The 23,893-nt window shown below is 34.0% G+C and carries 22 protein-coding genes; 7 read left to right on the top strand and 15 right to left on the bottom strand.

The features are described from left to right. The first annotated feature begins 13 nt into the window (after nt 1-13). From WFZ86_RS16080 to WFZ86_RS16070, 3 genes are read left to right on the top strand one after another with little or no spacing between them, the layout of a single operon-like run. Entirely contained in the window at nt 14-1,399 is a 1,386-nt protein-coding gene (locus WFZ86_RS16080; protein WP_342692875.1) for a DUF4153 domain-containing protein, read from the top strand. A 10-nt stretch (nt 1,400-1,409) separates the two neighbouring features. After that, nucleotides 1,410-2,006, top strand: a complete 597-nt coding sequence (xrtK, locus tag WFZ86_RS16075; RefSeq protein WP_342692874.1) for an exosortase K — start codon at nt 1,410-1,412, stop codon at nt 2,004-2,006. Next, nucleotides 2,003-4,813, top strand: coding sequence for an MSEP-CTERM sorting domain-containing protein (locus tag WFZ86_RS16070; RefSeq protein ID WP_342692873.1), 2,811 nt, complete (start codon nt 2,003-2,005; stop codon nt 4,811-4,813). The genes xrtK and WFZ86_RS16070 overlap by 4 nt, the downstream gene beginning before the upstream one ends. Before the next feature lie 60 nt (nt 4,814-4,873). Here the strand turns inward: WFZ86_RS16070 and rluF are convergent, their stop codons facing one another. The 4 genes from rluF to WFZ86_RS16050 form a co-directional block, all read right to left on the bottom strand. After that, nucleotides 4,874-5,686, bottom strand: a complete 813-nt coding sequence (gene rluF / locus WFZ86_RS16065) for a 23S rRNA pseudouridine(2604) synthase RluF (protein WP_342692872.1) — start codon at nt 5,684-5,686, stop codon at nt 4,874-4,876. 93 nt (nt 5,687-5,779) lie between these two features. Further along, entirely contained in the window at nt 5,780-6,622 is an 843-nt protein-coding gene (locus WFZ86_RS16060) for an alpha/beta fold hydrolase (protein ID WP_342692871.1), read from the bottom strand. A gap of 36 nt (nt 6,623-6,658) precedes the next feature. Next, a complete protein-coding gene (locus WFZ86_RS16055; protein ID WP_342692870.1) occupies nt 6,659-7,438 on the bottom strand; it encodes a zinc ribbon domain-containing protein in 780 nt (259 codons plus the stop codon). Nucleotides 7,439-7,441: 3 nt separating this feature from the next. Beyond that, complete coding sequence (locus tag WFZ86_RS16050) at nt 7,442-8,557, bottom strand: Nif3-like dinuclear metal center hexameric protein (RefSeq protein WP_342692869.1); 1,116 nt, start codon at nt 8,555-8,557, stop codon at nt 7,442-7,444. Nucleotides 8,558-8,787: 230 nt separating this feature from the next. Between WFZ86_RS16050 and WFZ86_RS16045 the strand changes: the two genes are divergently transcribed. The 3 genes from WFZ86_RS16045 to WFZ86_RS16035 all read left to right on the top strand — a co-directional run bounded on the left by WFZ86_RS16045 (nt 8,788) and on the right by WFZ86_RS16035 (nt 11,401). Beyond that, a complete protein-coding gene (locus tag WFZ86_RS16045; protein WP_342692868.1) occupies nt 8,788-9,525 on the top strand; it encodes a hypothetical protein in 738 nt (245 codons plus the stop codon). A 66-nt stretch (nt 9,526-9,591) separates the two neighbouring features. Next, nucleotides 9,592-10,617, top strand: a complete 1,026-nt coding sequence (lpxK, locus tag WFZ86_RS16040; RefSeq protein WP_342692867.1) for a tetraacyldisaccharide 4'-kinase — start codon at nt 9,592-9,594, stop codon at nt 10,615-10,617. Continuing rightward, nucleotides 10,589-11,401 carry a purine-nucleoside phosphorylase gene (locus WFZ86_RS16035; protein ID WP_342692866.1) on the top strand — a complete coding sequence of 271 codons (813 nt, stop codon included), beginning with the start codon at nt 10,589-10,591 and terminating at the stop codon, nt 11,399-11,401. Before lpxK ends, WFZ86_RS16035 begins: the two co-directional genes overlap by 29 nt. Here the strand turns inward: WFZ86_RS16035 and WFZ86_RS16030 are convergent. The 11 genes from WFZ86_RS16030 to recF all read right to left on the bottom strand — a co-directional run bounded on the left by WFZ86_RS16030 (nt 11,398) and on the right by recF (nt 22,703). Then, the gene (locus WFZ86_RS16030; protein ID WP_342692865.1) at nt 11,398-13,581 is read right to left on the bottom strand and encodes a tetratricopeptide repeat-containing hybrid sensor histidine kinase/response regulator; all 2,184 of its coding nucleotides are present in this window, start codon (nt 13,579-13,581) and stop codon (nt 11,398-11,400) included. The two genes, WFZ86_RS16035 and WFZ86_RS16030, sit on opposite strands and share 4 nt — an antisense overlap. Continuing rightward, on the bottom strand, nt 13,578-14,585 hold the full coding sequence (gene gap, locus WFZ86_RS16025) for a type I glyceraldehyde-3-phosphate dehydrogenase (protein WP_342692864.1): 1,008 nt from the start codon (nt 14,583-14,585) through the stop codon (nt 13,578-13,580). Before gap ends, WFZ86_RS16030 begins: the two co-directional genes overlap by 4 nt. A gap of 31 nt (nt 14,586-14,616) precedes the next feature. Then, complete coding sequence (gene lipA / locus WFZ86_RS16020; protein ID WP_342692863.1) at nt 14,617-15,486, bottom strand: lipoyl synthase; 870 nt, start codon at nt 15,484-15,486, stop codon at nt 14,617-14,619. Between the two features lie 124 nt (nt 15,487-15,610). Beyond that, entirely contained in the window at nt 15,611-16,432 is an 822-nt protein-coding gene (locus WFZ86_RS16015) for an energy transducer TonB (protein ID WP_342692862.1), read from the bottom strand. Nucleotides 16,433-16,621: 189 nt separating this feature from the next. Beyond that, the gene (locus WFZ86_RS16010) at nt 16,622-17,173 is read right to left on the bottom strand and encodes an RNA polymerase sigma factor (protein ID WP_342692861.1); all 552 of its coding nucleotides are present in this window, start codon (nt 17,171-17,173) and stop codon (nt 16,622-16,624) included. Further along, nucleotides 17,164-18,270 (bottom strand): glycosyltransferase, encoded by a 1,107-nt coding sequence (locus tag WFZ86_RS16005; RefSeq protein ID WP_342692860.1) that lies wholly within the window; start codon nt 18,268-18,270, stop codon nt 17,164-17,166. Before WFZ86_RS16005 ends, WFZ86_RS16010 begins: the two co-directional genes overlap by 10 nt. 73 nt (nt 18,271-18,343) lie before the next feature. After that, on the bottom strand, nt 18,344-18,958 hold the full coding sequence (locus tag WFZ86_RS16000; protein ID WP_342692859.1) for an FMN-binding negative transcriptional regulator: 615 nt from the start codon (nt 18,956-18,958) through the stop codon (nt 18,344-18,346). 147 nt (nt 18,959-19,105) lie between these two features. Continuing rightward, nucleotides 19,106-20,119, bottom strand: a complete 1,014-nt coding sequence (gene murB / locus WFZ86_RS15995; protein ID WP_342692858.1) for a UDP-N-acetylmuramate dehydrogenase — start codon at nt 20,117-20,119, stop codon at nt 19,106-19,108. Nucleotides 20,120-20,150: 31 nt separating this feature from the next. Further along, nucleotides 20,151-20,822 (bottom strand): DUF2461 domain-containing protein, encoded by a 672-nt coding sequence (locus WFZ86_RS15990; RefSeq protein ID WP_342692857.1) that lies wholly within the window; start codon nt 20,820-20,822, stop codon nt 20,151-20,153. A gap of 3 nt (nt 20,823-20,825) precedes the next feature. Continuing rightward, a complete protein-coding gene (locus tag WFZ86_RS15985; RefSeq protein WP_342692856.1) occupies nt 20,826-21,524 on the bottom strand; it encodes a thioredoxin domain-containing protein in 699 nt (232 codons plus the stop codon). Nucleotides 21,525-21,623: 99 nt separating this feature from the next. Then, complete coding sequence (gene recF, locus WFZ86_RS15980) at nt 21,624-22,703, bottom strand: DNA replication/repair protein RecF (protein ID WP_342692855.1); 1,080 nt, start codon at nt 22,701-22,703, stop codon at nt 21,624-21,626. Nucleotides 22,704-22,904: 201 nt separating this feature from the next. Here recF and WFZ86_RS15975 point away from each other — a divergent pair, with 201 nt between their 5' ends. Beyond that, nucleotides 22,905-23,678 carry a tetratricopeptide repeat protein gene (locus WFZ86_RS15975; protein WP_342692854.1) on the top strand — a complete coding sequence of 258 codons (774 nt, stop codon included), beginning with the start codon at nt 22,905-22,907 and terminating at the stop codon, nt 23,676-23,678. Nucleotides 23,679-23,893: the final 215 nt, after the last annotated feature.

The following is a 23,893-nucleotide window of genomic DNA, read 5'->3' as shown; positions in this document are numbered from 1 at the left end:
TAAATTTTAAATTATGAAAAAACACCATTTCATTTTCGCCTCAAGCTTCGTTTTTACCTTGCTTTTTTACAATCAGTCTGTTGGTTTAAACCTTGCTATTTTTGGTTTGTTTCTGACGGTAATGATTGTTTATTTCTTTAAAAATCAGTTCGTAAACAAATCACATTGGTTGCTAGTGTTTACTTCAGTCTTATCTTGTTTGTCGTTTGCTAGGTATGGTGATTTTGCTTCTTTTTTAGCACTTTTTTTATCCATTGCTATTTTACAATTTAGGACACAATTGGTCGAGTTGAAATTGATTCAATTAGTTCCATTGATTATTATTAATGGATTTACTTCTTTAGGTCGCCCTTTTTTGTTTGGACAATGGCTGCCAAAACGAGAATTAAAAAATGATTTTGTCAAAAAAATGATTGCCTATGTAGTGATTCCACTAGTGTTTTTGTTGCTGTTTTTTGTCGTATATTCTTTTGGTAGTGACCATTTTTCGGCACTTTTTACAGACTACACTTTAGATTTGGATATTTTTGAATTGCTTTTAATGGTCTTGATTGGGTTTTATGTTTCCTTTACTTTCTGGAACTATTGGGTTCCTGAAATGTCTATTGAACTTAATGAGAAGTTAGCTAATGACTTCGTTATAGCCGACAAGATCAATCAACCCACCTTTTCTTTTTTGGATTTAGATTTTGAAAGAAAAAGTGGTGAAATTACTTTGTGGTTGCTTAACGTTATGCTTTTGGTTTTTATAGTTACCTACAACTACGAGCAATTTTTTGAAGTAACAGCAAGTAGCTCATTGAGTAAAGCGACGCACGAAAGAGTGAATGCCGTTATTTTTTCAACGATTATGGCGGTTGGTGTTTTACTTTTTTACTTCAAAGGAGGTTTTAATTTTGATAGAAAAGCTATTAATCTGAAGCGTTTGGCTAAAATTTGGATTGTTTTAAATAGTGTGTTAATCATAAGTACGTTTATCAAGAATTCTGAATATGTTGCCTTTTTTGGTTTGACATACAAACGATTGGGCGTTTATGCCTTCTTGATTTTGGCTTTTATAGGCTTGGGGTATACTTTCATAAAGATTATTCGTCAAAAGACCAATGCTTATATTTTTAATCAAATGGCATGGTATTTTTATGGAACCATTCTAGTGTGTGCTTGTGTCAATTGGGGAAATGTAATTACAGTCTACAATATTTCGGTAGGGAAAGGAGTGGAGCCTGCTTTTTTATGTAGCTTGAATTTTAATGATGAAGCGAGGGAAAACTATTTTTTAGCCAACAAAATCAGTGCTCCTGAGCAATATTCCTATAGACAAGGTTTTATTTATCAACAAAAAAAGGAATCCTTTTTATCTAAGGTTTTGTATTATGAGTTACTGGCAGAACAGAAGTAAAATCTATCTTTTGAAAGTAGCTATTTTTTGTTTCAAACCGACTAAACTTAGTTGGCTTAATTTAAAACCTAATCATAATGACATGATAGTCCCCAAAAATATCTTTTACTATTTGACTGCTATAGGTCTTTTTCTAGTATTAAAATTCGGTTATACAATTGCTGACACTAATGATTTGATTTTTTTGCTTCAACCAACCGATAGATTGGTTGGATTATTAATAAGTTCAAAATCAGTTTATTTCGCTAATAAAGGGTTTTATTATAATGATTTAAATATTGTTATCAATAAATCATGTTCTGGTTTTAATTTTTTGCTTTTGTGTTTTTCAATGTTTTCTATCGTTGCTTTTAATAATATAAACTTGATCAAGCAAATAATAGTAATCATTCCAGCTGCATTAATGTTGGCCTATGTTATAACAATTTTTGTTAATGCTTCTAGAATATTTGTTTCTATTATATTGCAAAATCAAGCTAAACATTTTTTACCACAAAAAAGTATTGTAATAGTGCATGAAACTATCGGAATAGTTACCAATTTATCGTTTTTGATTGTGATTTATATCCTTTTGGAACGATTACTTAAAAAACAAAATTATCTATGAAAAACTTGCTTAATCCCAAATTGATTTTTGTTATTAACACACTGCCCATCGTTGTGTTATTTGTTTTTTTTGCAGGAGAATTTACTATTTTTAAAAGTTTATTAAATGACGAAAGCCTCTATCTATGGACAGTGTTTGGTTCTACTTTGGGTATTTTAGGGTTGCTTAATTTTGGATACGCTTTGTATCTAACAATAAGCAAACAAAGCGTGTCATTATGGTATGGATTAATTGCTTTGTTACTTTATATCCCTTTTCTTTACCTATATAGTTATCATATTGATAAAATTTTTCCTCTTAGTATTCCACAATGGATGTTTCCAGGAAATAGTATTATGGTATATGTTGGTACTTTTTTGATGCCTACACTAGCTTATTCTTTATTCATTTTAGTATATCATTTTACGTCTGATGCTAAAGAACACAGTCCTTTAGTGAATTTTGTAATAGCCTTGATTGTCCCAATAACGGGTTATTTATTTTCTCAAATTGTTTTACCCTTTTGGAAACCAATAGACGATAATTTTGAATTACACGCTTTGCTAATTTTAATTATTGTTTGCACATTAGTTTTTCTTTTTTTTATTACACGAGCTGTGTATGTTCTTGTAACCAAAAGAGGAAGTAGTTGGCAGAAATATCAATTAATATGGAAAATACCAATTTCGATTTTACTACCCTTTATAGGCTTAGTAGTGAATAACGGATGTCTATTTTGTAAGTTGGAATCAGACAAATTGGGAATTTTTGGAGACTTTTCTAATTATTGGTTTTATATAATAGCGATATTGAATGGTGTCTTTATTTGTTTGCCCAATTTAGAAAGTAAAAAATATAGAGTATTTCTTTTCATTGCAAGAAGCCTAACTTTTGTATATACGTTCTACTTTTTTCTTGTTTTTCTTCCTTTTTTGCCTATTTCAGTGGTAGCAGTAATAGCGTTTGGAGCAGGTTTTTTAATGTTAACACCATTGTTACTTTTTGTATTACATAGTAAGGAACTATTTAAAGATTTTATTTATTTAAAGAGCTACTTTTCTAAACGTAAAATTTTAACAATATTCTTTTTGAGTTGTTTAGTGCTACCTTTTTTAATAAGTATCTCATACCTTAAGGATAAAAGAGTTATAAACGAAACACTTAATTATCTGTATAGTCCCAATTATTCACAATCCTATTCAATTGATAAAGTTGCATTAAAACAAACACTTCGTACTATTAAGCAACAAAAAGACAGAAACGATAATTTTATTTTTGGGACGCAAACACCCTATTTGTCAACATATTTTAATTGGTTGGTTTTAGATAATCTAACCATATCTGATTCGAAAATTAATGCTATTGAAAATGTGTTTTTTGGAACAGTTTCAACTCAAGGGAGAGTTGATAATAGTAAGGATGAAAACGTAAAGATTACCAATATTATATCCAAAAGCACTTTTGATAAAAAACAGAATGCTTGGAAAAGCTGGATTGATTTAGAAATTACCAATTATAGTGATAGTAATTGGTTCTCAGAATTTGCAACAACTATTGATTTACCAGAAGGTTCTTGGATATCCGACTATTATTTGTATGTAGGAAATAAAAAAGAAATGGGAATTTTGGCTGAGAAAAAATCTGCTTTGTGGGTTTTTTCAAATATCAAAAATGAAAACAAAGATCCAGGTATTCTGTATTATCTCAATGGAAATAAAGTGGCAGTTAAGGTTTTTCCTTTCGCTAAAAATGAAGTTAGAAAAATGGGAATTGAAATTTTACATAAAGAACCCTTCCCTTTTACAATTGATAGTAAAACTGTACAACTCGGTAATAATGAAATAGCTAATGATTTAGTATTCAAAGCAAATGACCCTGTGATTTATTTATCAGCAAATCAAAAGAAATCTTTAAAACAAATTAAACGTAAACCTTACTTTCATTTTTTGGTAGATGTTTCTCTAAATAAAAAAAAGTTTTCAAATCAATTTAAGGATAGAATAAATAAATTATTGAAAAGTAATCCAATGTTAGCTAAAAGTTCACAAGTATCCTTTGTGAACACTTATGTTAAAACAGTTTCGTTGCAAGATGACTGGAAAAAGACCTATATGAAGCAAGAATTTGAAGGAGGTTTTTACTTGGATCGAGCCATAAGAACAGTATTGTTTAAAAATTATAAAGCAGAAAAAAGCACTTATCCTATATTCATTGTAGTTACAAATAATATTCAAGAAGCAATTTTTGATAAAGATTTTTCAGAGATGAAATTTACTTTTCCAGAGAGCGATTTCTTTTTTAATCTTAACAAAAATGCAGAACTCGAACCCCATTCTTTAGTCTCTAATCCAATGAGACAACTTAAAAATAACACTACATTTAGATTTGATCAAAAAGTTTTTGAGTATAAAGTAGGTAACCATACTTTTTATTTGCCACAAAATAATGAACCAAGTATTGTTTTGAAAAGAGATATTTTTGATATTCAGTCTAATGAAATTAAACCAAAAAATTGGCAATCAGGGTTGTTATTACAAGGGAAGTGGTATTCTCAGATTTTGCACCCAGAAACATCTGATAAGGAATGGCTTAATTTGATAAAGTATAGTTTTATGTCAAAAATAATGACACCTGTTACTTCTTATTTGGTGGTTGAAAATGAAGCGCAAAAAAAGATTTTAAAGAAAAAACAGCAGCAAGTTTTAGCTAGTAATAAATCATTAGATCTTGCAGAGGAAGTCCAACAAATGAGTGAGCCAAATCTTTTGATTTTGATGGTTTTACTCGGGATAACTTTTTGGTTAAAAAAAGAAAGAGCACGATTATAGTTTAAATAAATTAAAATAGAATAGACAGAAAACCCAAGATGAATGTCTTGGGTTTTCTATTTAATAATCTCCTCTTTTCTTAAATCTAGGATCGTCTTTTTTGATGAACTCGGCTCTTCGTTTGGGAGCTTCAGCTTTGGGTAAACTGGCTTCTTCTGTTTTGCTAGAAGGTTCGATTAGCATGTTGAGTTCTTTGATTTCTACATCGGTTAAATCTCTGTAGCGTCCCACAGGAACATCCAAAGAGATATTAATGATTCGGATACGTTTCAAAGCAGTGACTTCATAGCCTAAATACTCGCACATTCTACGTATTTGACGATTTAAGCCTTGTGTTAATATAATTTTGAAATTGTATTTACTGATTTGCTCTACTTTACACTTTCTAGTTACTGTATCTAAGATTGGAACACCATTGCCCATTCTTTCTATAAAGCGATCCGTTATGGGTTTGTTTACCGTAACAGTATATTCTTTTTCGTGGTTGTTTCTTGCACGCAAAATTTTGTTTACAATATCTCCGTCATTGGTCATAAAAATCAATCCTTCACTGGCTTTGTCTAATCGGCCAATCGGGAAAATACGTTTGGGATAATTGATGTAATCCACGATGTTGTTACGAACTTCTAGATTAGTTGTGCATTCAATTCCAACCGGTTTATTAAAGGCCAAATACACTAATTTTTCGTGTTTTTCAACAATCAATTTTCCGTCTATGCGTACTTCATCTTGGGGTGACACTTTAGTCCCCATTTCAGGAACCACACCATTAATAGTCACTCGACCTTCTTCGATTAATTTATCAGCTTCACGACGAGAACAATATCCCGTTTCTCCTATGAATTTATTGAGTCGTTTTAGATTTTCTTCCATGATGCAAAAATACAAATTTGACAAGTAGTTTGAGGTACTCGATGCAATAGTTTGTTTGGGTAACTTTATAATTAAGGAATCTTATTTTCTATATTACGCAAATAGAAAATTACTGACTTTATCATACAATTGGGCATCGTGCATGCTGTGTCCTAATCCTTTAGTTTTAAATAAAATGGCGTTTTGCCATGTGGTAGCAATTTTTTTTGCTTCTTCAATTTTTACGACAGCATCTTCTTCATCATGAGCTATAAAACCTCTAGTATTGATTTTTTTAGCAAATAATTGACTAGAAAATTGATGGATGTCCAATTTGAAATGATGCAAATAATGGTTTTCAATATTTATAGCGATAGTGGTGTTGAGTCGCAATAAAGCAACAAAATTCGAAAGAATAATATTGAAATCGCTTGGTGCACCTAGAATGACCATTTTTTCAATGTCTTTGTTTTGATATAAAGATTGATAATACAAACAAGTTTGCCCTCCAATAGAATGTCCAATAATATATTTAGGATGAAATTTTTGAGCGCTACTATGAATGAATTCCGCATAAAGTGGAATGCTAAATTCTTTTCCGCTAGACAAGCCATGGGCAGGTGCATCAATGGCAACGATTGTACTACCTGATTTCCTCAAGAAAGGGAGTAAGTTTTCCCAACGTCCTGCATTGCTTTCCCAACCATGAACCAAGAGAATTACCGTGTCATTTCCTTTCCAAGTATAGGTTTGAAAAAAAGAATCTCCATGTGTTATTTTTTCTGTTATTGCCTCTTGGAGAATTTTTGGAAGCTGGGTTGGGATTAATTTTCCTGAACGTGGTTCGCTAAATAGACCGTAAGCAATACTAGTAGCTTTCTTGGGAAAAGCAAGACTCAAAAGATTTAAGGCTAATCCAATAGATTTGATGTACAAGTAGCGTGCGGTATCTTTCATATCAAAAAAGCCTCCTAGAAGGAGGCTTGTTATAATTTATATTGAAGAAAACAATTGTTCCATTTTTTCTCTTTCCTCTTCGGCCAGAACGCTGTCGACTAAGATTCTTCCTGAGTGTTCATCGATAATGATCTTCTTTCTTGCTGCGATTTCTACCTGAGTTTGTGGTGGAATGGTGAAGAATGATCCTGCAGAAGCTCCTCTTTCGATAGAAACTACTGCTAATCCATTACGAACGCTGCTTCTAATTCTTTTGTAAGCCGATAATAAACGCTCTTCAATGTTTGCTTGAAACTCCGCTGATTTTTGAGATAAAAACTCTTCTTCTTTTTGAGTTTCTGCCATAATAGCTTCTAACTCTGATTTTTTATGTTTTAAATGAGAAGTTTTAGCTTCTAATTTTTCTCTAGAATTAGTGATAACTTCTTTTTTGTGTTCGATAGAAGCTTTCATTTCTTTGATTTGCTTCTCAGCCAATTGAATTTCTAATTCTTGAAACTCTACTTCTTTTGTTAAAGAATTGAATTCGCGATTATTACGAACCGTTTCTTGTTGTTTGGTATATTTTTTAATCGCTTCTTTGTGTTCGTCGATGGCATTTTTTTTAACTTTAATCAAGTCTTCAATAACCTCAAGATCTGCTTTTAATTTTTCGGTACGAGTGCTTAAACCTGCAACTTCGTCTTCTAAATCTTCCACCTCTAAAGGAAGCTCTCCTCTTACGTTTCTAATTTCGTCAATTCTTGAGTCAATAAGTTGTAAATCGTAGATTGCTCTTAACTTTTCTTCAACACTTAATTCTTTCGTAGTAGCCATATTCTATAAGTACTTAACTGGATTTGTATTTTCTTCTGATAAAATGATTCCGCTTGGTAGCGAGACGGGTGCAAAATTAAGGATTTTTTTTCGAAGATACTCAACAATATAATTTTTTGTATAACGTTCGCTTTCAAAATGTCCGATATCTGCTAAAAGTATTCGATTTTCTGCTTCATAAAATTGATGATATTTCAAATCAGCGGTCAAATAGGCATCAGCTCCTGCTTGAATGGCTTGTGAAATAGCAAAACTTCCTGCACCACCCAAAACGGCTACTTTTTTGATGGGACGACCCAAAAATGCCGAATGTCGAATGCCTTCTGCTTGCATTTTTTCTTTTACAAAGTGTAAAAATGAATATTCTTCCATCGGTTCTTCTAGTTCACCGACCATTCCTAGTCCAATCTTTTGGTAATTGTTTTGCAAATCATAAATTTCGTAAGCTACTTCTTCGTAGATATGAGAAATAAATAATGCTTTTAAAATTTTAGACTGCAAATGTTTTTCAAAAACGACTTCTATTTTAGTTTCAGTTCCTGTTGATAAAACGCCTTTTTGTCCTACCACTGGATTGCTATTTTCGTTACCTTGGTAGGTGAAAGTGCCTTCTGAATTAAAGCTGCAATTATCATAATTGCCAATGCTTCCTGCTCCCGCTAGAAATAAAGCATTTCGAACAGCATCTGCATTTTCTCGTATCGTGTAGGTAACTAATTTGCGAATATAATTTTGTTTGGGAACCAGTATTTTGGTATTTGTTAAACCCAAAGCATTACAAAAGATTTGATTTATACCTTCAGGATGATTGTCTAAAGCGGTATGAACGGCATAAATGGCAATGTCATTTTTAATCGCTTTTAGAATCGCTTTTTCAACATAATTTTTGCCTGTAATTTTTTTAATGCCCGAAAAAAGAATGGGGTGAAAGCAAACAACCAAATTGCAATTTTTATTGATGGCTTCTGTAATTACATTTTCTAAGGCGTCGTGACAAACTAAAACACCCGTAGTTTCAGCATCTTGGTCACCAACTAATAAGCCTACATTGTCGAAATCTTCGGCATAGCCCAGCGGCGCCATTTCTTCAAGTAAAGCAAGGATTTGTTTTATTTTCATTCAAAAAGAATTTTGAGTATTAGATTGATTTCGTCTTCAGTTGTGAGTACTTGAAAAGCCTAACAAATATACACTTTTTAGCTTTTTTTAATTAATAATTATAGTACAGGTTAGTTTTCTCTTTTTTTGTTCTATTACATATTTTAAATATTCATTAACAGTAAATTAGGATAGTTTTTGAAAGATAGAACGATAATTGGGTATTTTTGTAGTCTAATTTTTATGTAATTATGAAGCAACTGGCCATTGTTTTTGGACTTTTATTTTTCTCTTTTGGAAAGGCACAAACCACTAATCTGTTGAAAGGAAAAGTGATGTGCGATACATTGGCAGTTAGCGGAATCGAAGTAATCAATTTGACTTCAGAGCAAAGCACCAAAACGGATAGTAGAGGTTTTTTCGCTATTTCCGCCAAAAGCAAAGACGTTGTAGCGTTTTATTCGAAAGAGTATGTTTTTAAAAAGGTGGTGGTTGTTTCAGAGTACTTTCAGGTGGAACGATGGAAGGTCAACCTCATTAAGTCAGCTATCGAATTGGATGAAGTAGTCGTTAAAAACACTAAATTAAATGTCCCTAAGTTTACTTATGAGCAAGCGGCTGCAGCTCGAATTGATAAACAAGCTGCTCATCCCAAAAATCCTTTTGTCTATGATGGTACCATTACCAATGGGATGGATTTTATGGAAATTGGAAGAAAAATTATAAGTCTATTCAAAAATCCAGACAAACCCAAACGGAAAAAACAACCCGAGGAAGATTTCATAGCTTATGCTAAAGCTAGTCTGAACGAGTCTTTTTATCAGCAGAAGCTAGACCTTCAAAAAAATGAAATAGATAATTTCTTGAGCTTTTGTAAAGAAGACCCTGAATCAAAAAAAGTTTTTATAAACAAAGATGAATTGACTTTGCTGGATTTTTTATTTAAAAAGTACAAAGAATATTTGGAAAGAAGAACAAGTTCAAATTAGCACTATTGTTGCTATAAATTAATTGTCGTTTGGGGATGTTTTAATATTTTGTTCTAATTTCGTATTATGAAATTACTTCGAACCTTGTTGTTTCCATTGGCCATTATATATGGTATTGTCACGGCTATTAGAAATTTTCTTTTTGATGTAGGAATTTTAAAGTCATATTCTTTTCCATTACCCATTATTGCGGTAGGAAACTTAAGCGTTGGCGGAACGGGTAAGACCCCACAAATTGAATATTTGATTCGGTTACTTTCAAGAAAATATCGAGTGGCGACTTTGAGTCGAGGGTACAAAAGACAATCTCAAGGGTTTCTACTAGCCGATGCATCAGTAAATGCAGCGATTTTGGGAGATGAACCGTTTCAGTTTTTTCAAAAATTCTCCGCTATTCAAGTGGCTGTAGACGCTGACAGGAAAAATGGTATCGAACAATTGTTGTCCCAAAAGTGTATTCCTGAAGTTATTTTATTAGATGATGCCTATCAACACCGTAAAGTAAAAGCAGGTTTTTATATTCTATTAACAGCTTACGGAGATGTATACGCGAATGATTATTTATTACCTACCGGAAATTTAAGAGAAAGTAGAAGTGGCGCCCAAAGAGCAGCGATTGTAGTGGTGACCAAATGTCCTAAAAACCTTTCTACTTCGGAACAAATAAGGATAAAAAACCAACTCAATTTAGTCGATAATCAGCAATTATATTTTACCTTTATTGATTATGAAGATTCGGTTTATTCAAAAGGATTAAAAGTAAAATTGGCTGATTTAGGAGATGAACCCAAATTGCTTTTGGCAGGAATTGCAAAACCAGAATCTTTTTTTGAGCATATCAAAGAAGCTAATGATGAATGTTTGACATTTCCAGATCATCATCATTTTAGCGAAAGCGAAATTGCAACTATTCAAAAACAAGCCAAGGGTAGAAAAATTATTACTACCGAAAAAGATTATGTTCGATTGAAAGATTCCATTCTTTCCGAGCAATTGTATTATTTACCAATTAGAAGTTCTTTTATCAGTGATGAAAAAGAATTCGATCAAATTATTTTAGATTATGTGGGAACAAGTTCAAGAAACCGTTAGTTTTATTCAAAATAAAATCAATTTTACACCTGAATATGGGGTGATTTTAGGTTCAGGATTAGGAAGTTTTACGGATGAAATGGAAATTGTGTACACTTTGCCGTATACCGAAATTCCAAATTTTCCAGTATCAACTGTGCAAGGTCATAAAGGTGCCTTGGTTTTTGGAACAATTGGTGACAAAAAAGTTTTGGCGATGCAAGGACGCTTCCATTTTTATGAAGGCTATTCAATGAAGGAAGTGACGTTTCCTGTTCGAGTTATGAAATATTTAGGCGTAACCAAATTGATCGTTTCTAATGCTTCGGGAGGTGTGAATTCTGATTATCAAGTTGGTTCGATAGTGGTATTGAAAGATCATATCAATTTCTTACCAGAACATCCATTAAGAGGGAAAAATGACGAACGTTTTGGTCCTCGTTTTGTAAATATGAGTGAGCCTTATAGCAGAAAAATGATTGCTCATGCTTCTTCTTTGGCGGAACAATTAGCCATCAAAGTGCATATTGGGATATATTTAGGTTTGCAAGGGCCTACTTTTGAAACTTTGGCTGAATATAAAATGGTGAAAATTCTAGGCGCTGATTGTGTTGGAATGTCAACTGTGCCGGAGGTTATCGTAGCCCGTCATATGGATGTTGAGACTTTTGGTGTTTCGGTTATAACTGATATGGGTGATGCTGATAGTATTGATACCATTTCACATGACGAAGTCCTCGAAGCAGCCAAAGGTGCTGAGCCTAAAGTCAGACAATTAATTAGAGAACTTATTCTGACCTACTAGTTAGCAATGTATTTTGATATTATAGTGTAAAATTCTTCTGGAATGAATGGTTTGGTAATTACATCATTCATTCCGTAAGAAAGTAGTGTTTCTCTATTTTCGTCTAGTGAAATTGCTGTTAGGGCTATAATTGGTACAGTATCATCAAATTCTCGAATCTGTTTAGTGGCTTCGGTGCCATTAATCCCTGGTAAATGCACATCCATTAAGACTAAATCATATTCATGATTGTGCATCAATTTGACGGCATCTTCGCCATTGTCTATAATGATACATACAATTCCTTTATTTTCAAGCATTTTTTTGGTAATCATTTGGTTGATTTTGTTGTCTTCTACCAATAATATTTTTTTACTTCTGAATTGTTCTTCATCGTAATTTGTCACTTTTTCTGTAGTTTCTTCTATGCTTTCAGCGATTTTAAATGGTAAGCTAAACGAAAAAGTAGCCCCTTTTCCTTCTTCACTAACAAGCTTGATTTTTCCACCTAAGACTTTGACTAGCTTTTTTACAATGGTTAATCCAAGTCCAGTTCCACCGTATTTTCTGTTGATTTCTACAGAACCTTGGGAAAAATTTTCGAAGACCAATTCGTGTTTATCTTTTGGGATTCCGATTCCAGTATCTATGATTTGAAAGTTGATTTTGGCTTTGTCTTCTTTTACTTTAATCAAGTTTGCTACAATACTAACTGTTCCGTCATGGGTGAATTTCAACGCATTGTTGATTAGATTCAAGAAAACTTGTGAAAGCTTTGTTGGATCTCCAATAAGATAATCAGGAATTCTTTCATCAAATTTTAGATTGAATTCATTGTTGTTTGTTAAAGCAAATTTGTTTAGCGAACTTTGAATATTTTCTAGTAATTCTTTTAAGTTAAAGGAGATGCTTTCCAGTTCAATCTTATTAGATTCTATTTTATTAATTTCTAAAATTTCATTGATAAAGGTGGCTAAGTAATTCCCAGAGAATTGAAGTGATGTCAAATAATTCAACTGTGATTTTTTAGGCTTTTCCTCTAGTAACAAATGAGTAATTCCATTGATGGCATTGAGAGGAGTTCGCAATTCATGACTAACAGTTGAAAGAAATTCCGCTCTAGCTTTAGAAGCTTTCTCAGCATTGTTTTTGGCTACAATTAACTCCTGATTTTTTTCTTTTAGAAGTTTATTGCTTTCGTTTCGAATGATGTTGTTTTTGTATAAGGATAAACTCAAAAGCGATAAAATCGTGATTAGTGCAACGGCTAAAATATTGATTAGTTTAGAATACTTGTTAACGTCTTCTTTTTGTTGTTGTTCTTTGTTTTTCTTTATAATAGTTTTGTATTCCTCGTCACGTTTGAAATTTTTGAATTTTTCTAGATTTTGCTTGGCGCTTATGATTTCGGACAAATGCATTTTGAGTAAATGATATTCTTCTAAATAAGAGTAGGCTTGGTCATAATTGCGCATTCCTTTATAGCATTTACTGAGTTCTAGCAAAATATTTTCCTTGCTTTTCAGGTTTTTGGTAGTTTTGTTTAAGGTTAAGGCATTCTCCAAAAAATCAAGTGCTACTAGATATTTTTTGTTTTGTAAAGCTATGATTCCAGTATATAGATAGCCTTCTTCTATGCTGATTTTTTCAGTAGTAGGATCAGCATTTACAAGAAGTCTCTCAAAATCAATAGAGGCAATATCGTATTGATTGTTTCTGAAATATAATTTTGCTTTTTTTAAAAGCAATAAATTGACTTTTTTTTTGAGAACTGGTGTAATGGGTAAATTATCAGCTTTTGCAAATGAAAGGGATGCTATGTTCCATTCTTTTTTTTCTATTGCACAATAGCCTGCAAAATAGATTGCTTTGAATTTGTTAAAATCAGGAGGGTTTTTGATATTCAGTTGAAAGCTTTGTTCAAAATAATTTTGAGCTTCATTGTATTCTTTTAAATCAAAATACAGTTTGCCGAGCACAAAGTTTTTTTCTATTTGTGCTTCAATATTTTTGGTGGTTTGGCTGTATTTTAGAGATTTATTCGCAAAATGAATGGCTTTCTCATAATTGTGAATTTTGAAGTTATATTGTGATAAATTATGATAAATAGAAATACTGTCGATGATTTGTGTAGTCGAAGCATATAGCATAGTGCTACTGGCTAATACTACAATCCAAAAGTATTTTATTTGTTGTTTCATTTTTTGTATTCCTGTTTTGTGTGTATAATTAAATCAATAATTCTAGAGGAATAGCCTATTTCGTTGTCGTACCATCCTACAACTTTTACCATTTTGTCTATTACTGAAGTAAGCTGGCCATCAAAAAGACAAGAATGTGTGTTGCCTAAAATGTCTACAGAAACGATTGGGTCTTCGGTATAGTCCAGAATTCCTTTTAGTTCCTTTTGGGAGGCGTTTTTAAAAGCTTTGTTGATTTCTTCAATTGAAACGGCTCTTTTTACATTAAAAGTAATGTCAGTTAGAGAGCCATCCGGAACAGGAACACGTATGCCACAACCTCCAATTTTGCCTTCTAATTTAGGGAATATTTTTGTAAGTGCTTTGGCAGCGCCTGTTGTTGTGGGTACGATAGATTGACTTGCGCCACGAGCTCTTCTTAGGTCTTTGTGGGGTTGGTCGTGGAGACTTTGATCGGTTGTAAACGAGTGTATGGTAGTAATATAAGCTTGCTCAATACCGCATAATTCATCAATAATCTGAATCATAGGCGCAGCGTTGTTTGTGGTGCAGCTGGCATTGGATATAATATTTTCAGTACCGTCTAGTATGTGGTCGTTTACGCCTAAAACTACTGTTTTTATTTGTTCTACTTCGGCGGGAGCGGATAAAATCACTTTTTTGGCACCTGCTAAAATATGTGCATTGATCTCGTCGAAAGTTTTGTATTTACCAGTAGATTCTACTACATAATCGATGTTGTGTTTTTTCCAATCTAGGTTGGCTATATTTTTTTCATTAAAAAACAAGAAATGTTTGTCGGCCACAATTAAACCAGCAGCATCATGACTTACTTTTTCGGGTAAAATTCCGTGAATACTGTCGTATTTTATCAAGTGAGCCATTGTTGCCACATCGGCAATGTCGTTTATGGCGATAACTTCGATGGTAGGGTGGTTGACTAAAAGGCGAAATAAATTGCGTCCAATACGTCCAAAACCATTAATTGCAATTCTTGTTTTCAACTGTTTATGTGGTTTTTTTTGGGATGTTTAATTATAAAATGTGTTTTTGTGCTTTGTAAGAAGAACGAACGAGTGGTCCGCTTTCTACGTGTCTGAAACCAAGTTCTAAAGCATAGGCTTCGTATTTAGCAAATTGTTCTGGTGTGATGAATTCTTTTACCGGAAGGTGTTTTTTGCTGGGTTGCAAGTATTGGCCAATAGTTACAACGTCTACTTTAGCTTCGCGTAAGTCTCTAAGTGTTTGAAAAACTTCTTCTTCTTGCTCTCCAAGGCCTAACATAATTCCAGATTTGGTCCTATTGATGCCTTTTTCTTTTAAATAACGTAGTACTTCTAGGCTTCGGTCGTATTTGGCTTGGATGCGTACTTCGCGTGTTAATCTTCGTACGGTTTCTACATTGTGCGAAACTACTTCTGGATTGGCTTCAACTATACGGTCAATATTTCTTTCTATACCTTGAAAATCTGGGATAAGTGTTTCAAGTGTAGTGTTTGGGTTCATTCTTCGGATCGCTTTTACGGTTTCGTTCCAAATAATTGATCCGCCATCTTTTACATCATCTCTGTCTACACTTGTGATGACAGCGTGTTTGATGTTCATAATTTTTATTGATCGCGCTACTTTTTCAGGTTCATCCCAGTCAATGGTTTCTGGTCTTCCTGTTTTTACGCCACAAAAACCACAGGAACGAGTACAAATATTTCCTAAAATCATAAAGGTTGCAGTTCCTTCGCCCCAGCATTCTCCCATATTTGGGCAGCTTCCTGAGGTGCAAATGGTGTTTAAGCTGTATTTATCTACTAATCCGCGTAATTCAGTATATTTTTGTCCAATGGGCAATTTTACTTTTAACCATTTTGGTTTGCCTACTGGTAAGGTGTTATCTGTTAAGGTTTCCATATCTTCATTTTTTCAGAGTCACAAAGATAGGGCAAAGTTGTATGGAAAAAAAGAAGTATACGCATCAGTTTTTGGGAGAATTTTGCATAAAAAAAGCAGAACATTTAGTTCTGCTTTTTTGAAGTTATTCTGTCTTGATGACTATGGGTAGTGTGTAGGCGGTTCGCATAGGTTTGCCGTTTAAAATTCCAGGAGTCCATTTGGTTTTTAATGATTTCAAGACTCTAATGGCTTCTTGTCCTAATCCGTATCCGGGATCTTTTAATACGCGAATATCTGTCAAACTTCCGTCTTTTTCGATTACAAAAGCTACCGATATACGGATGGTCTCTAATCCTTCGATATCTGGTTTTGCAAAGTTATTCCCTACGTAGCTATAGAATTTTTTCATTCCACCAGGAAATTCTGGTGATTTGTCTAGTATAGCAGTGTTAACAATGCTATTATTGGGTACTTCTACTTCAGGAGTTGTGCCTTGTGTTGCTGTAGTCACCGTTCCTGTTGTAGCGTCTCCACTAACAGCAGTTGTTGTGTTCGATTGCGAAAACTCGTCGTTTTTTGGAACATCTGGAGTAGCTGCTTGAGCATTCACAACTTGTGGATTGGTCATTTGTTGGGTGGTTACCACATTTTGTACAGGATCTTTTACCGTTGGAAGCGCTGTTTTTTTAACAGGTTCTTCAGGTGTCACCGGAATGATTTTATCTAAATCTATTGGGTGAATTATAATTTCTGGAATTTCTGGTGCTACGATGGTATTTGGGCTTAGCTTGTTAATGACCATGGCAATACAGACGATAGTGGTAATTAATACTACTCCAAGAAAAAACGCAGATATCGTGTTTTTGGTGCTTTCTTGTCGTAATTGATAGGCTCCATAATTTTTGTTTTTGTCTTCAAAAACAAGATCAATCCAGCGGCTTTCGTAAATACTTAATTTAGACATGGTGTATAGTTTTAGAGGTTAAGTAACTATAGAATCATAAGCTATATTTTTATATTTAACAACGTGAACAAGTGTTTTCTTATTGTGTTAAAATGTAAAAATATTTTTAAGTATTTAACTTTTTTAGTGTTTAATGGCTGAATTAATGAGTTTTATGTTGTGAAAAATAAAATATTTTTTTTGATAAAGCTATCGTTTTTGCTGGATAATTTCTGCTAGTAACTTTTTAGCTCTTAGGAGTTTAATTTTTACATTACTGATAGGTTCGTCAATTTTAGTGGCTATTTCTTGATAACTCAATTCTTGAAAGTAACGCAATTGAATGACTTCTTGATAATGCGGTTTTAATTCTTTGATGAATTGTAATAAACGAGATAAATTTTGTTCCGTAATCAATTCGTCTTCTGCAGATGGGGTGGTGTCGGCAATATTTTGAGCTTGTCTGTCTTGTTCTTCGGTGATTTCTACGAAAAGATTGGATCTTTTTTTGCGCAATAAGTCAATGTGGACATTTTTTGCGATAGCAATTAACCAGGTATTGAATTGAAATTCGCTGTTGTAGGTGCTAATTTTATCGAACGCTTTAGAGAATGTTTCGATAGTGATGTCTTCCGCATCGGTTTCGTTTTCGGTTCTTTTGAGCATAAAGCCGTATACTTCATTCCAGTAATGATCTAGCAAGAAAGTAAAGGCAATTTGATCCCCTTTTTTAGCTTTTTCAATTTTTTTATTTATTTCCAATGTACAGGTTTTGAAAAAATATTGGTAATAAAGATATTAATTTGTGTGAATATAAGCCAAAATTCAAGAACAGGGTACCAATAGATGATATCTTTTTCTTTTAGTTTTTTAGCTCCTAATCCAAAGCTAATCCAAGTGAATAAATATCTGAATGCTATAAGGCTTACAACAAGTATCCATTCAAATTGAAAAGCAAGTAATACAATAGCGGTTATTATGAAAAGCAATTGGGAACAATAAAAGATTCCAAGTTGGAATTGATCTCCCCATTTGTAGTGTTCAGCGGTTGCTATGTGTCGTCTTTTTTGATTGAACCATTCTTTGAATGTTTTTTTAGGCTCAGAATAAGTAAAACTTTCTGGAGTGTAAGCAATGGTTGTGTTTTCTTTATTTGCTGCTTGATTGACAAATAAATCATCGTCGCCAGAACGCACTTGAATGTGATTAATAAATCCGTTTACATCAAAAAAAACTTCTCTTTTGTAAGCTAAATTTCGTCCGACTCCCATATAAGGACGACCTGATTTTGCCCAAGAAAAATATTGAATTGCTGTTAATACGGTTTCGTAGCGTATGATTTTGTTTAAAAAAGAATTGGCGATTTTGATATAGCCTCCATAACCTAAAACTATTTTTTTGTCACGATCAAAATGAGCGGACATATTGCTAATCCAATCTTTGGTAAGCGGGAAGCAATCTGCATCGGTGAATAACAAATGCTCATATTTTGCTGCTTTAATCCCTAAGGTCAAAGCATATTTTTTATTACCCCAAAAGGCTTCGTTGTTTTGAACTTTTACCAATCGAATGTTTGGGTATTGTTGTTCAAAGGCTTCAAAAACTTCTAATGTTTCGTCGCTAGAAGCGTCATCTATTAGTACTAATTCAAATGTAGGGTAGTCTTGTTGTGCAAGAATCGGAATGTATTCTTTAACGTTTTCTTCTTCGTTTTTGGCACAAACGATTACCGAAATAGGAATATTTTTAGCGTTGATTGCATCAGGTTTTGTGAAGGAAAATTTACTAAAAACGCCAATATAGTATACAAATTGTATTACGATTAGAGCGATAAAAAAGTATAGTAGATATAAAAACATTGTATTAATTAGTTTCTGATAGGATGGCTGCAAAGTTAATTATCAATTATAAACTTTCCATACAATCGGTGATTTACTTTCTTAATTTTTTCATTTCTTCTGCAACGGCAATAGCTGAAGGAGATTGTGTTTTTGCTAACTCTTGAATTATGTTTTTGTAATTGTGGTCGTCACGATTTTGTGACATTTTTTGTGTCGCTTCGATTTGAGTGATTTCAATTTCAAAACCAATTACGCCCTTGGCTTGTCGCATCGTGGCTTTCGATAACTCACTAACTTTTACCGGACAGGCTGAGGCTTGTTCGTATTTGTCTACCAATTTTGTTAGAGAATCGATTACAGCTTCTCCGTGAATGATTTTTACTTTTCCATATACGTGAACGGCGGTGTAATTCCAAGTAGGGACGTTTTCGTGGTCGTACCAAGAAGATGAAATGTAAGCGTGCGGCCCCGTAAAAACGGCTAAAACTTCGGTGTTATCTTCAAAAGCGATGCCTTGTGGATTTTCTTTGGAGAGATGACCGTGCAAAATTTCTTTACCCTCGCTGTTATAATCCAATTCCATTGGGATATGCGTGGCCCACAATTTTCCGTTGGTTTGATTGATTAATATTCCAAAAGCATTTTCTTTTAGAAAGGCGCGAATACTATTGGGATTTTCTAGTTGGTAAATATCGGGTGTGTACATTTTTTGAGATTTTAGATGTTTACAAAAAAGCCATTTGTGGCTCTTTAGCCCCGATTGCAGCGAAAATCCTTTTGTGCCGGAGTTCGGCACAAAAGATTGTAGCGAAAAGCGGGAACCTTGTTTCCTGAATAGCCTATTGTTTTGCTCCTAAATGATATTCACTTCGGCCTCGATGTGGATGCCAAAAGTGTTGAAAATTGTTTCTTGGATGTTTTTGGAGACCGCCACTATTTCTTGCCCCGTTGCGTTGCCATAATTGACCAGTACCAGCGCTTGATTTTTGTGGATTCCGGCGTCGCCAAAGCGTTTGCCTTTGAAGCCCGCTTGCTCGATTAGCCAGCCAGCAGGTACTTTGACCTCAGTAGGAGAGACCTCGAAAAAGCGCATTTCGGGGAATTTTTTATGAATGCTTTCGAAATCGGCTTTCGGAAGGATTGGGTTTTTGAAGAAGCTACCGCTGTTGCCAAGTTCTTTTGGGTCGGGTAATTTGCTTTGTCGGATGGCGATTACGGCGTTGCTCACGTCTTTTAGCGTGGGTTGTGTAATGCCGTTTTTGGCTAATTCTCCAGTAATATCGCCGTAAGAGATGTTGATGTGGTGATTTCTTTTGGTTAATTTGAAAATCACGCTAGTGATTACGAATTGGTCTTTTACTTCGTTTTTGAAAATGCTTTCGCGGTATCCAAAATGGCAATCAGCATTGGTGAAATTTTTGATTTCTTGAGTGGCTATGTGCATAGCGTGGCAAGAAACAAAAGTATCCTTGATTTCGGTGCCGTAAGCGCCAATGTTTTGAACCGGAGTGGTGCCCACATTGCCCGGAATAAGTGACATATTTTCTAATCCACCAAAATCTTGCTCGATGGTCCAAAGTACGAACTCGTGCCAGTTTTCGCCAGCTTGGGCTTCAACCCAAACGAAATCGTCATTGGCATCGATTATCTTTTTTCCTTTCAAATCGATGTGTATGACCAAAGCGTCAATGTCTTGGGTCAATAGCATATTGCTGCCTCCACCTAAAATGAATTTTTTTTCGTTGGGATGCTGTGCTAACACTTGTTGTAGTTCTTCGGTAGAGTGAACGGCAACGAATTGTTTGGCTTTGGCTTCCATGCCAAAGGTGTTGTATTTTTTTAATGAAAAATTTTCAAGGATTTCCATAGGGAGTAGTATTTTGTCTGTTGCAAACAGGTTATTCTATTTCTAAAGCTCTGTTGAGGAATTCGTTCAATGGTCGCAAAGCAATCATTTTTTTGACCATTAACGGAATAAAATCTTTGTGCGTCAAAAGTTCAGGCTTGAAGTTTTCTGTGGCGGTGTAGCTTTTTAATTTTAAAAACTCAATCGCTGGGTTGTCTTTTTCGTATCCTCTTGGCGGATTTTTTAACGTTGAATTTTCGTCACGATTCAGTGCTTTGTAATTAGACACGAAATCTTTGTCGCTAGTTATCGCTACTAAATCGTCATAAAAAAAGTTGATTTCTTTTCGGATTTTCTGAATTTGTTCGGGTTGCGGACAATACATTCCGCCGCCAACAAAAGGATTTTCGGCATCGATTTGTAAATAATATCCAGCCGCTTCAGCATTTTTGGCACCAGTAGAAAGCCAAATACCCAAATGGGCCTTGTAAGGCGATTTGTCTTTTGAAAAACGAATATCACGATTGATTCTGAATACACAGTTTTTTACTTCCAAAAGTGCTAAGGTTGGGTCCAAAGCTTTCATACTATCCAATATATCAGCAGTTAGTTGGTAGTATTCTTTTTTTACAGCTTCATATCTTTTTTTATTGTCTAAAAACCACTCTCTGTTGTTGTTGGTTTTTAAATCTTTCAAGAATTGTATCGTACTTTCCGAAACCATAAGTTATAGTATTTGTTTTTTCAAATCTTCTTCGCTTACAAAACCGCTACTTTTCCATTTTAGGTTGTTGTTTTCGTACAAAAGTAGGGTTGGAAGTTCTTCTACTTTTAGTTCTTTCATAATGGTTTTGTTTTCATCGGCGTTCAAACGAACAATAACAACTTTGTCGCTATTTTCTTTTTGCATTTTTAAAATGAAAGGTTCCATTTTTTTGCAAGGCGCACACCAAGGCGCGAAGAAATTGATTAGTACTTTCTTGTCTGAGTTCAAAAGTGCTTGAAACTGTTGTTTGTTGATTCCAACAAGCTTGTCACTTGGTTTTGAAAGTCCAGCGGCTTCCCATTTTAGGATACCACCCTGTAGGTCATAAATGGTTGTAAATCCCATTTCTGCTAATTTTGCTGCGGCTTTATTACTGCGACTTCCTGCTTTGCAATACACAAATACGGGTTTTGTTTTGTCTAATGTTGCAGCATTTGTAGTAAAATCAGCATTGAGCCAATTGACGTTTTTGGCATTTTCAATATGGTCGCCTGCAAATTCTTGAGGTGTTCTTACGTCAAGGATTTGTGCGTTAGGGGTGTTTTTTATTTTCTCTGCAAAAGCTGAAGCTTCAATTAATTGTATGTTTTTTGAAGTTTGACTTTGGCAAGAAGTAAAACTAAAAAGCATTGCCAATGCGATTATAAAAATGTTCTTCATAGGTATTGAATGATTTTATGTAAAAGTAATTATTTTTTAGGCTTTGGTTGAAATAAAACACTTCAAATCTTGAATGCTACAGCGTGTTCTTTTTGGTTGCTACAAATTGAAAACCGTATAGCTTTGGTAAGTCGATTGCAATATGGCCTCGGTTCTTTCGGGATGAGTGTCCGATATAAAGAGTTGTCCAAACGAATCGTCTTTTACCATTTCGATAATTTTGGCTACTCGAAATTCATCTAACTTATCAAAAATATCATCAAAAAGCAGTATTGGTTTTACGCCACTTTGTTGTTTCAGAAAATCAAATTGAGCCAGTTTTAGCGCAATCAAAAATGATTTTTGTTGGCCTTGTGAGCCAAATTTTTTGATAGGAAATGAATCAATTTCGAACGACAAATCGTCTTTATGGATGCCAACGCTGGTGTACTGTAACGCTCGGTCTTTGGCTAAATTTTCATTTAATAAATTTAGTAAACTTTTCTCATAAAGATGACTTTCATAAACGAGTTGTACTTGTTCTGCACTTCCTGTAACGGCTTGATGATGCTTATTGAAAATGGGTAAAAATTCGGCAATAAAGGCTTTCCTTTTTTCGAAAAGTAAGGCAGCAAAACCATCCAATTGCTCGTTGTAAATAGATAAGGTGTCATTGTCAAAAACGTGGTTCAAGGCAAAATACTTCAATAAAGCGTTGCGCTGACTGATTGTTTTTTGATACTGAATCAATTGTTGCAAATAGGTCGCGTCAAGTTGCGAAATAACGCTGTCCATAAACTTTCTTCGGGTTTCGCTGCCTTCTATAATAAGGTCGCGGTCGGCTGGTGAAATAATTACCAATGGAATGAAACCAATGTGATCCGAAAATTTGTCGTAGGCTTTGCCGTTTCTTTTTAAAATCTTTTTTTGCCCTTTTTTGATGCTGCAAACTATTTGCTCATTGCGTTCGTTTTTTTCAAATAAAGCATCAATTACAAAAAAATCTTCACCGTGTTTAATGTTTTGAATGGCCAGCGGATTGAAATAACTTTTACCGTAAGCTAAGTGATAAATCGCATCCAGAACATTCGTTTTTCCAATTCCGTTTTTGCCAACAAAACAATTAATCTTGTTGTCAAATTCAAATTCAGCTTCGGCAAAATTTTTATAATTGAATAAAGAAATTTTTTTTAAATACATAGTGAAAGCCCCCTTTTTATTGACAACAACCTCGTTTATGAGTGCTAGTTTAGAGGGGCGCAAATTATTGAAAATTATCCATATTATTAAGGTTTTCAAGAATTGAAAAAAGAAAGAAGATAAAACTGAATATAAAATCAATTTTTTTTACGTCTGTTTCAATAAAAATTTTATTTTTGCGGCTCACTAAATTAATTTTAAATGGCTACTTACAGCAAACGAGGATATAAAACACCAAAAGAGAAAGAAGTAAAAGAACCAATCGAAGAAGTTCAAGTTAATGAAAAAGACAGTGCTACTGCTGAAGTTTTCTCTAAGTTAGATGAAACAGCTTCAAAAACTGAAGATTTTGTTGCCAAAAACCAAAAATTCATTATTGGTATCGTAGCAGGTATTGCTTTGATAACTGTAGGATATTTAGCGTACCAAAAATTTATTGCTACTCCACAAGAAGAAGAAGCAGCTAACGAGATGTTCGTAGCACAACAAAACTTCCAAAAAGCAACAGATGGTGTAGCAAGCGACTCTCTATACAAATTATCATTAAACGGGTCTGAAGGTAAATTCGGATTTATCAAAATCGCTGACGAATACTCAGGAACCGCTTCTGGAAATTTAGCCAATTACTATGCGGGTATCGCTTACCTAAATACTGGTAAATATGCAGAGGCTATCTCTTACTTAGAGAAGTTCAAGTCTGATGACATTATCTTAAGCGCATTAGCAAAAGGAGCTATTGGAGATGCTTATGCTCAAACCAACAAGCAAGAAGAGGCTTTAGACTTTTATGTAAAAGCAGCTGAATCCAACAAAAACGATTTTACTACGCCACGTTTCTTGATGAAAGCTGGTAAAACGGCTTTGAGCTTAGGCAAAAAAGAAGACGCTTTGAAATACTTTACAGATATTAAAGAAAATTATGACGCAACTCCAGAAGCTGCTGTTGTAGATGGATTGATAGGATTAGCGCAATAAAAAGCACTTTCTCCCAAAATAAGTTGAGGTTAGAAACCAAAGGAGTTCGAATTAATTTTTGAATACTTTCATTTCTAACCTCTTTTTTTTATGCCTATATTTACTACTGCTTTTTAGGAGCAGCAACAATAGGCTTTTCAGCGAAAATCGTCCCGCTGTCCTTCCTATCTTTTGTATACAGCTGTCAGGTTTTATCACCTGCCAGCTGTATACAA

Origin of the sequence: Flavobacterium polysaccharolyticum (assembly GCF_038739875.1) — a bacterium.
GTDB lineage: Bacteria > Bacteroidota > Bacteroidia > Flavobacteriales > Flavobacteriaceae > Flavobacterium > Flavobacterium polysaccharolyticum.
The sequence above is the reverse complement of the archived record's forward strand: the minus strand, read 5'-3'. Positions and strand labels throughout refer to the sequence as shown.

Bases quoted from the DNA above. Each gene is read 5' to 3' on its own strand.
- WFZ86_RS15975 (WP_342692854.1), top strand. From the start codon at position 22,905: ATGGCTACTTACAGCAAACGAGGATATAAAACACCAAAAGAGAAAGAA.
- WFZ86_RS16005 (WP_342692860.1), bottom strand. From the start codon at position 18,270: ATGTTTTTATATCTACTATACTTTTTTATCGCTCTAATCGTAATACAA.
- WFZ86_RS16035 (WP_342692866.1), top strand. From the start codon at position 10,589: ATGTGGGAACAAGTTCAAGAAACCGTTAGTTTTATTCAAAATAAAATC.
- WFZ86_RS16045 (WP_342692868.1), top strand. From the start codon at position 8,788: ATGAAGCAACTGGCCATTGTTTTTGGACTTTTATTTTTCTCTTTTGGA.
- WFZ86_RS16080 (WP_342692875.1), top strand. From the start codon at position 14: ATGAAAAAACACCATTTCATTTTCGCCTCAAGCTTCGTTTTTACCTTG.
- WFZ86_RS15990 (WP_342692857.1), bottom strand. From the start codon at position 20,822: ATGGTTTCGGAAAGTACGATACAATTCTTGAAAGATTTAAAAACCAAC.
- WFZ86_RS16050 (WP_342692869.1), bottom strand. From the start codon at position 8,557: ATGAAAATAAAACAAATCCTTGCTTTACTTGAAGAAATGGCGCCGCTG.
- WFZ86_RS16060 (WP_342692871.1), bottom strand. From the start codon at position 6,622: ATGAAAGATACCGCACGCTACTTGTACATCAAATCTATTGGATTAGCC.
- WFZ86_RS16015 (WP_342692862.1), bottom strand. From the start codon at position 16,432: ATGTCTAAATTAAGTATTTACGAAAGCCGCTGGATTGATCTTGTTTTT.
- WFZ86_RS16055 (WP_342692870.1), bottom strand. From the start codon at position 7,438: ATGGCTACTACGAAAGAATTAAGTGTTGAAGAAAAGTTAAGAGCAATC.
- murB (WP_342692858.1), bottom strand. From the start codon at position 20,119: ATGGAAATCCTTGAAAATTTTTCATTAAAAAAATACAACACCTTTGGC.
- WFZ86_RS16070 (WP_342692873.1), top strand. From the start codon at position 2,003: ATGAAAAACTTGCTTAATCCCAAATTGATTTTTGTTATTAACACACTG.
- recF (WP_342692855.1), bottom strand. From the start codon at position 22,703: ATGTATTTAAAAAAAATTTCTTTATTCAATTATAAAAATTTTGCCGAA.
- WFZ86_RS15985 (WP_342692856.1), bottom strand. From the start codon at position 21,524: ATGAAGAACATTTTTATAATCGCATTGGCAATGCTTTTTAGTTTTACT.
- WFZ86_RS16000 (WP_342692859.1), bottom strand. From the start codon at position 18,958: ATGTACACACCCGATATTTACCAACTAGAAAATCCCAATAGTATTCGC.
- lpxK (WP_342692867.1), top strand. From the start codon at position 9,592: ATGAAATTACTTCGAACCTTGTTGTTTCCATTGGCCATTATATATGGT.
- rluF (WP_342692872.1), bottom strand. From the start codon at position 5,686: ATGGAAGAAAATCTAAAACGACTCAATAAATTCATAGGAGAAACGGGA.
- WFZ86_RS16030 (WP_342692865.1), bottom strand. From the start codon at position 13,581: ATGAAACAACAAATAAAATACTTTTGGATTGTAGTATTAGCCAGTAGC.
- lipA (WP_342692863.1), bottom strand. From the start codon at position 15,486: ATGGAAACCTTAACAGATAACACCTTACCAGTAGGCAAACCAAAATGG.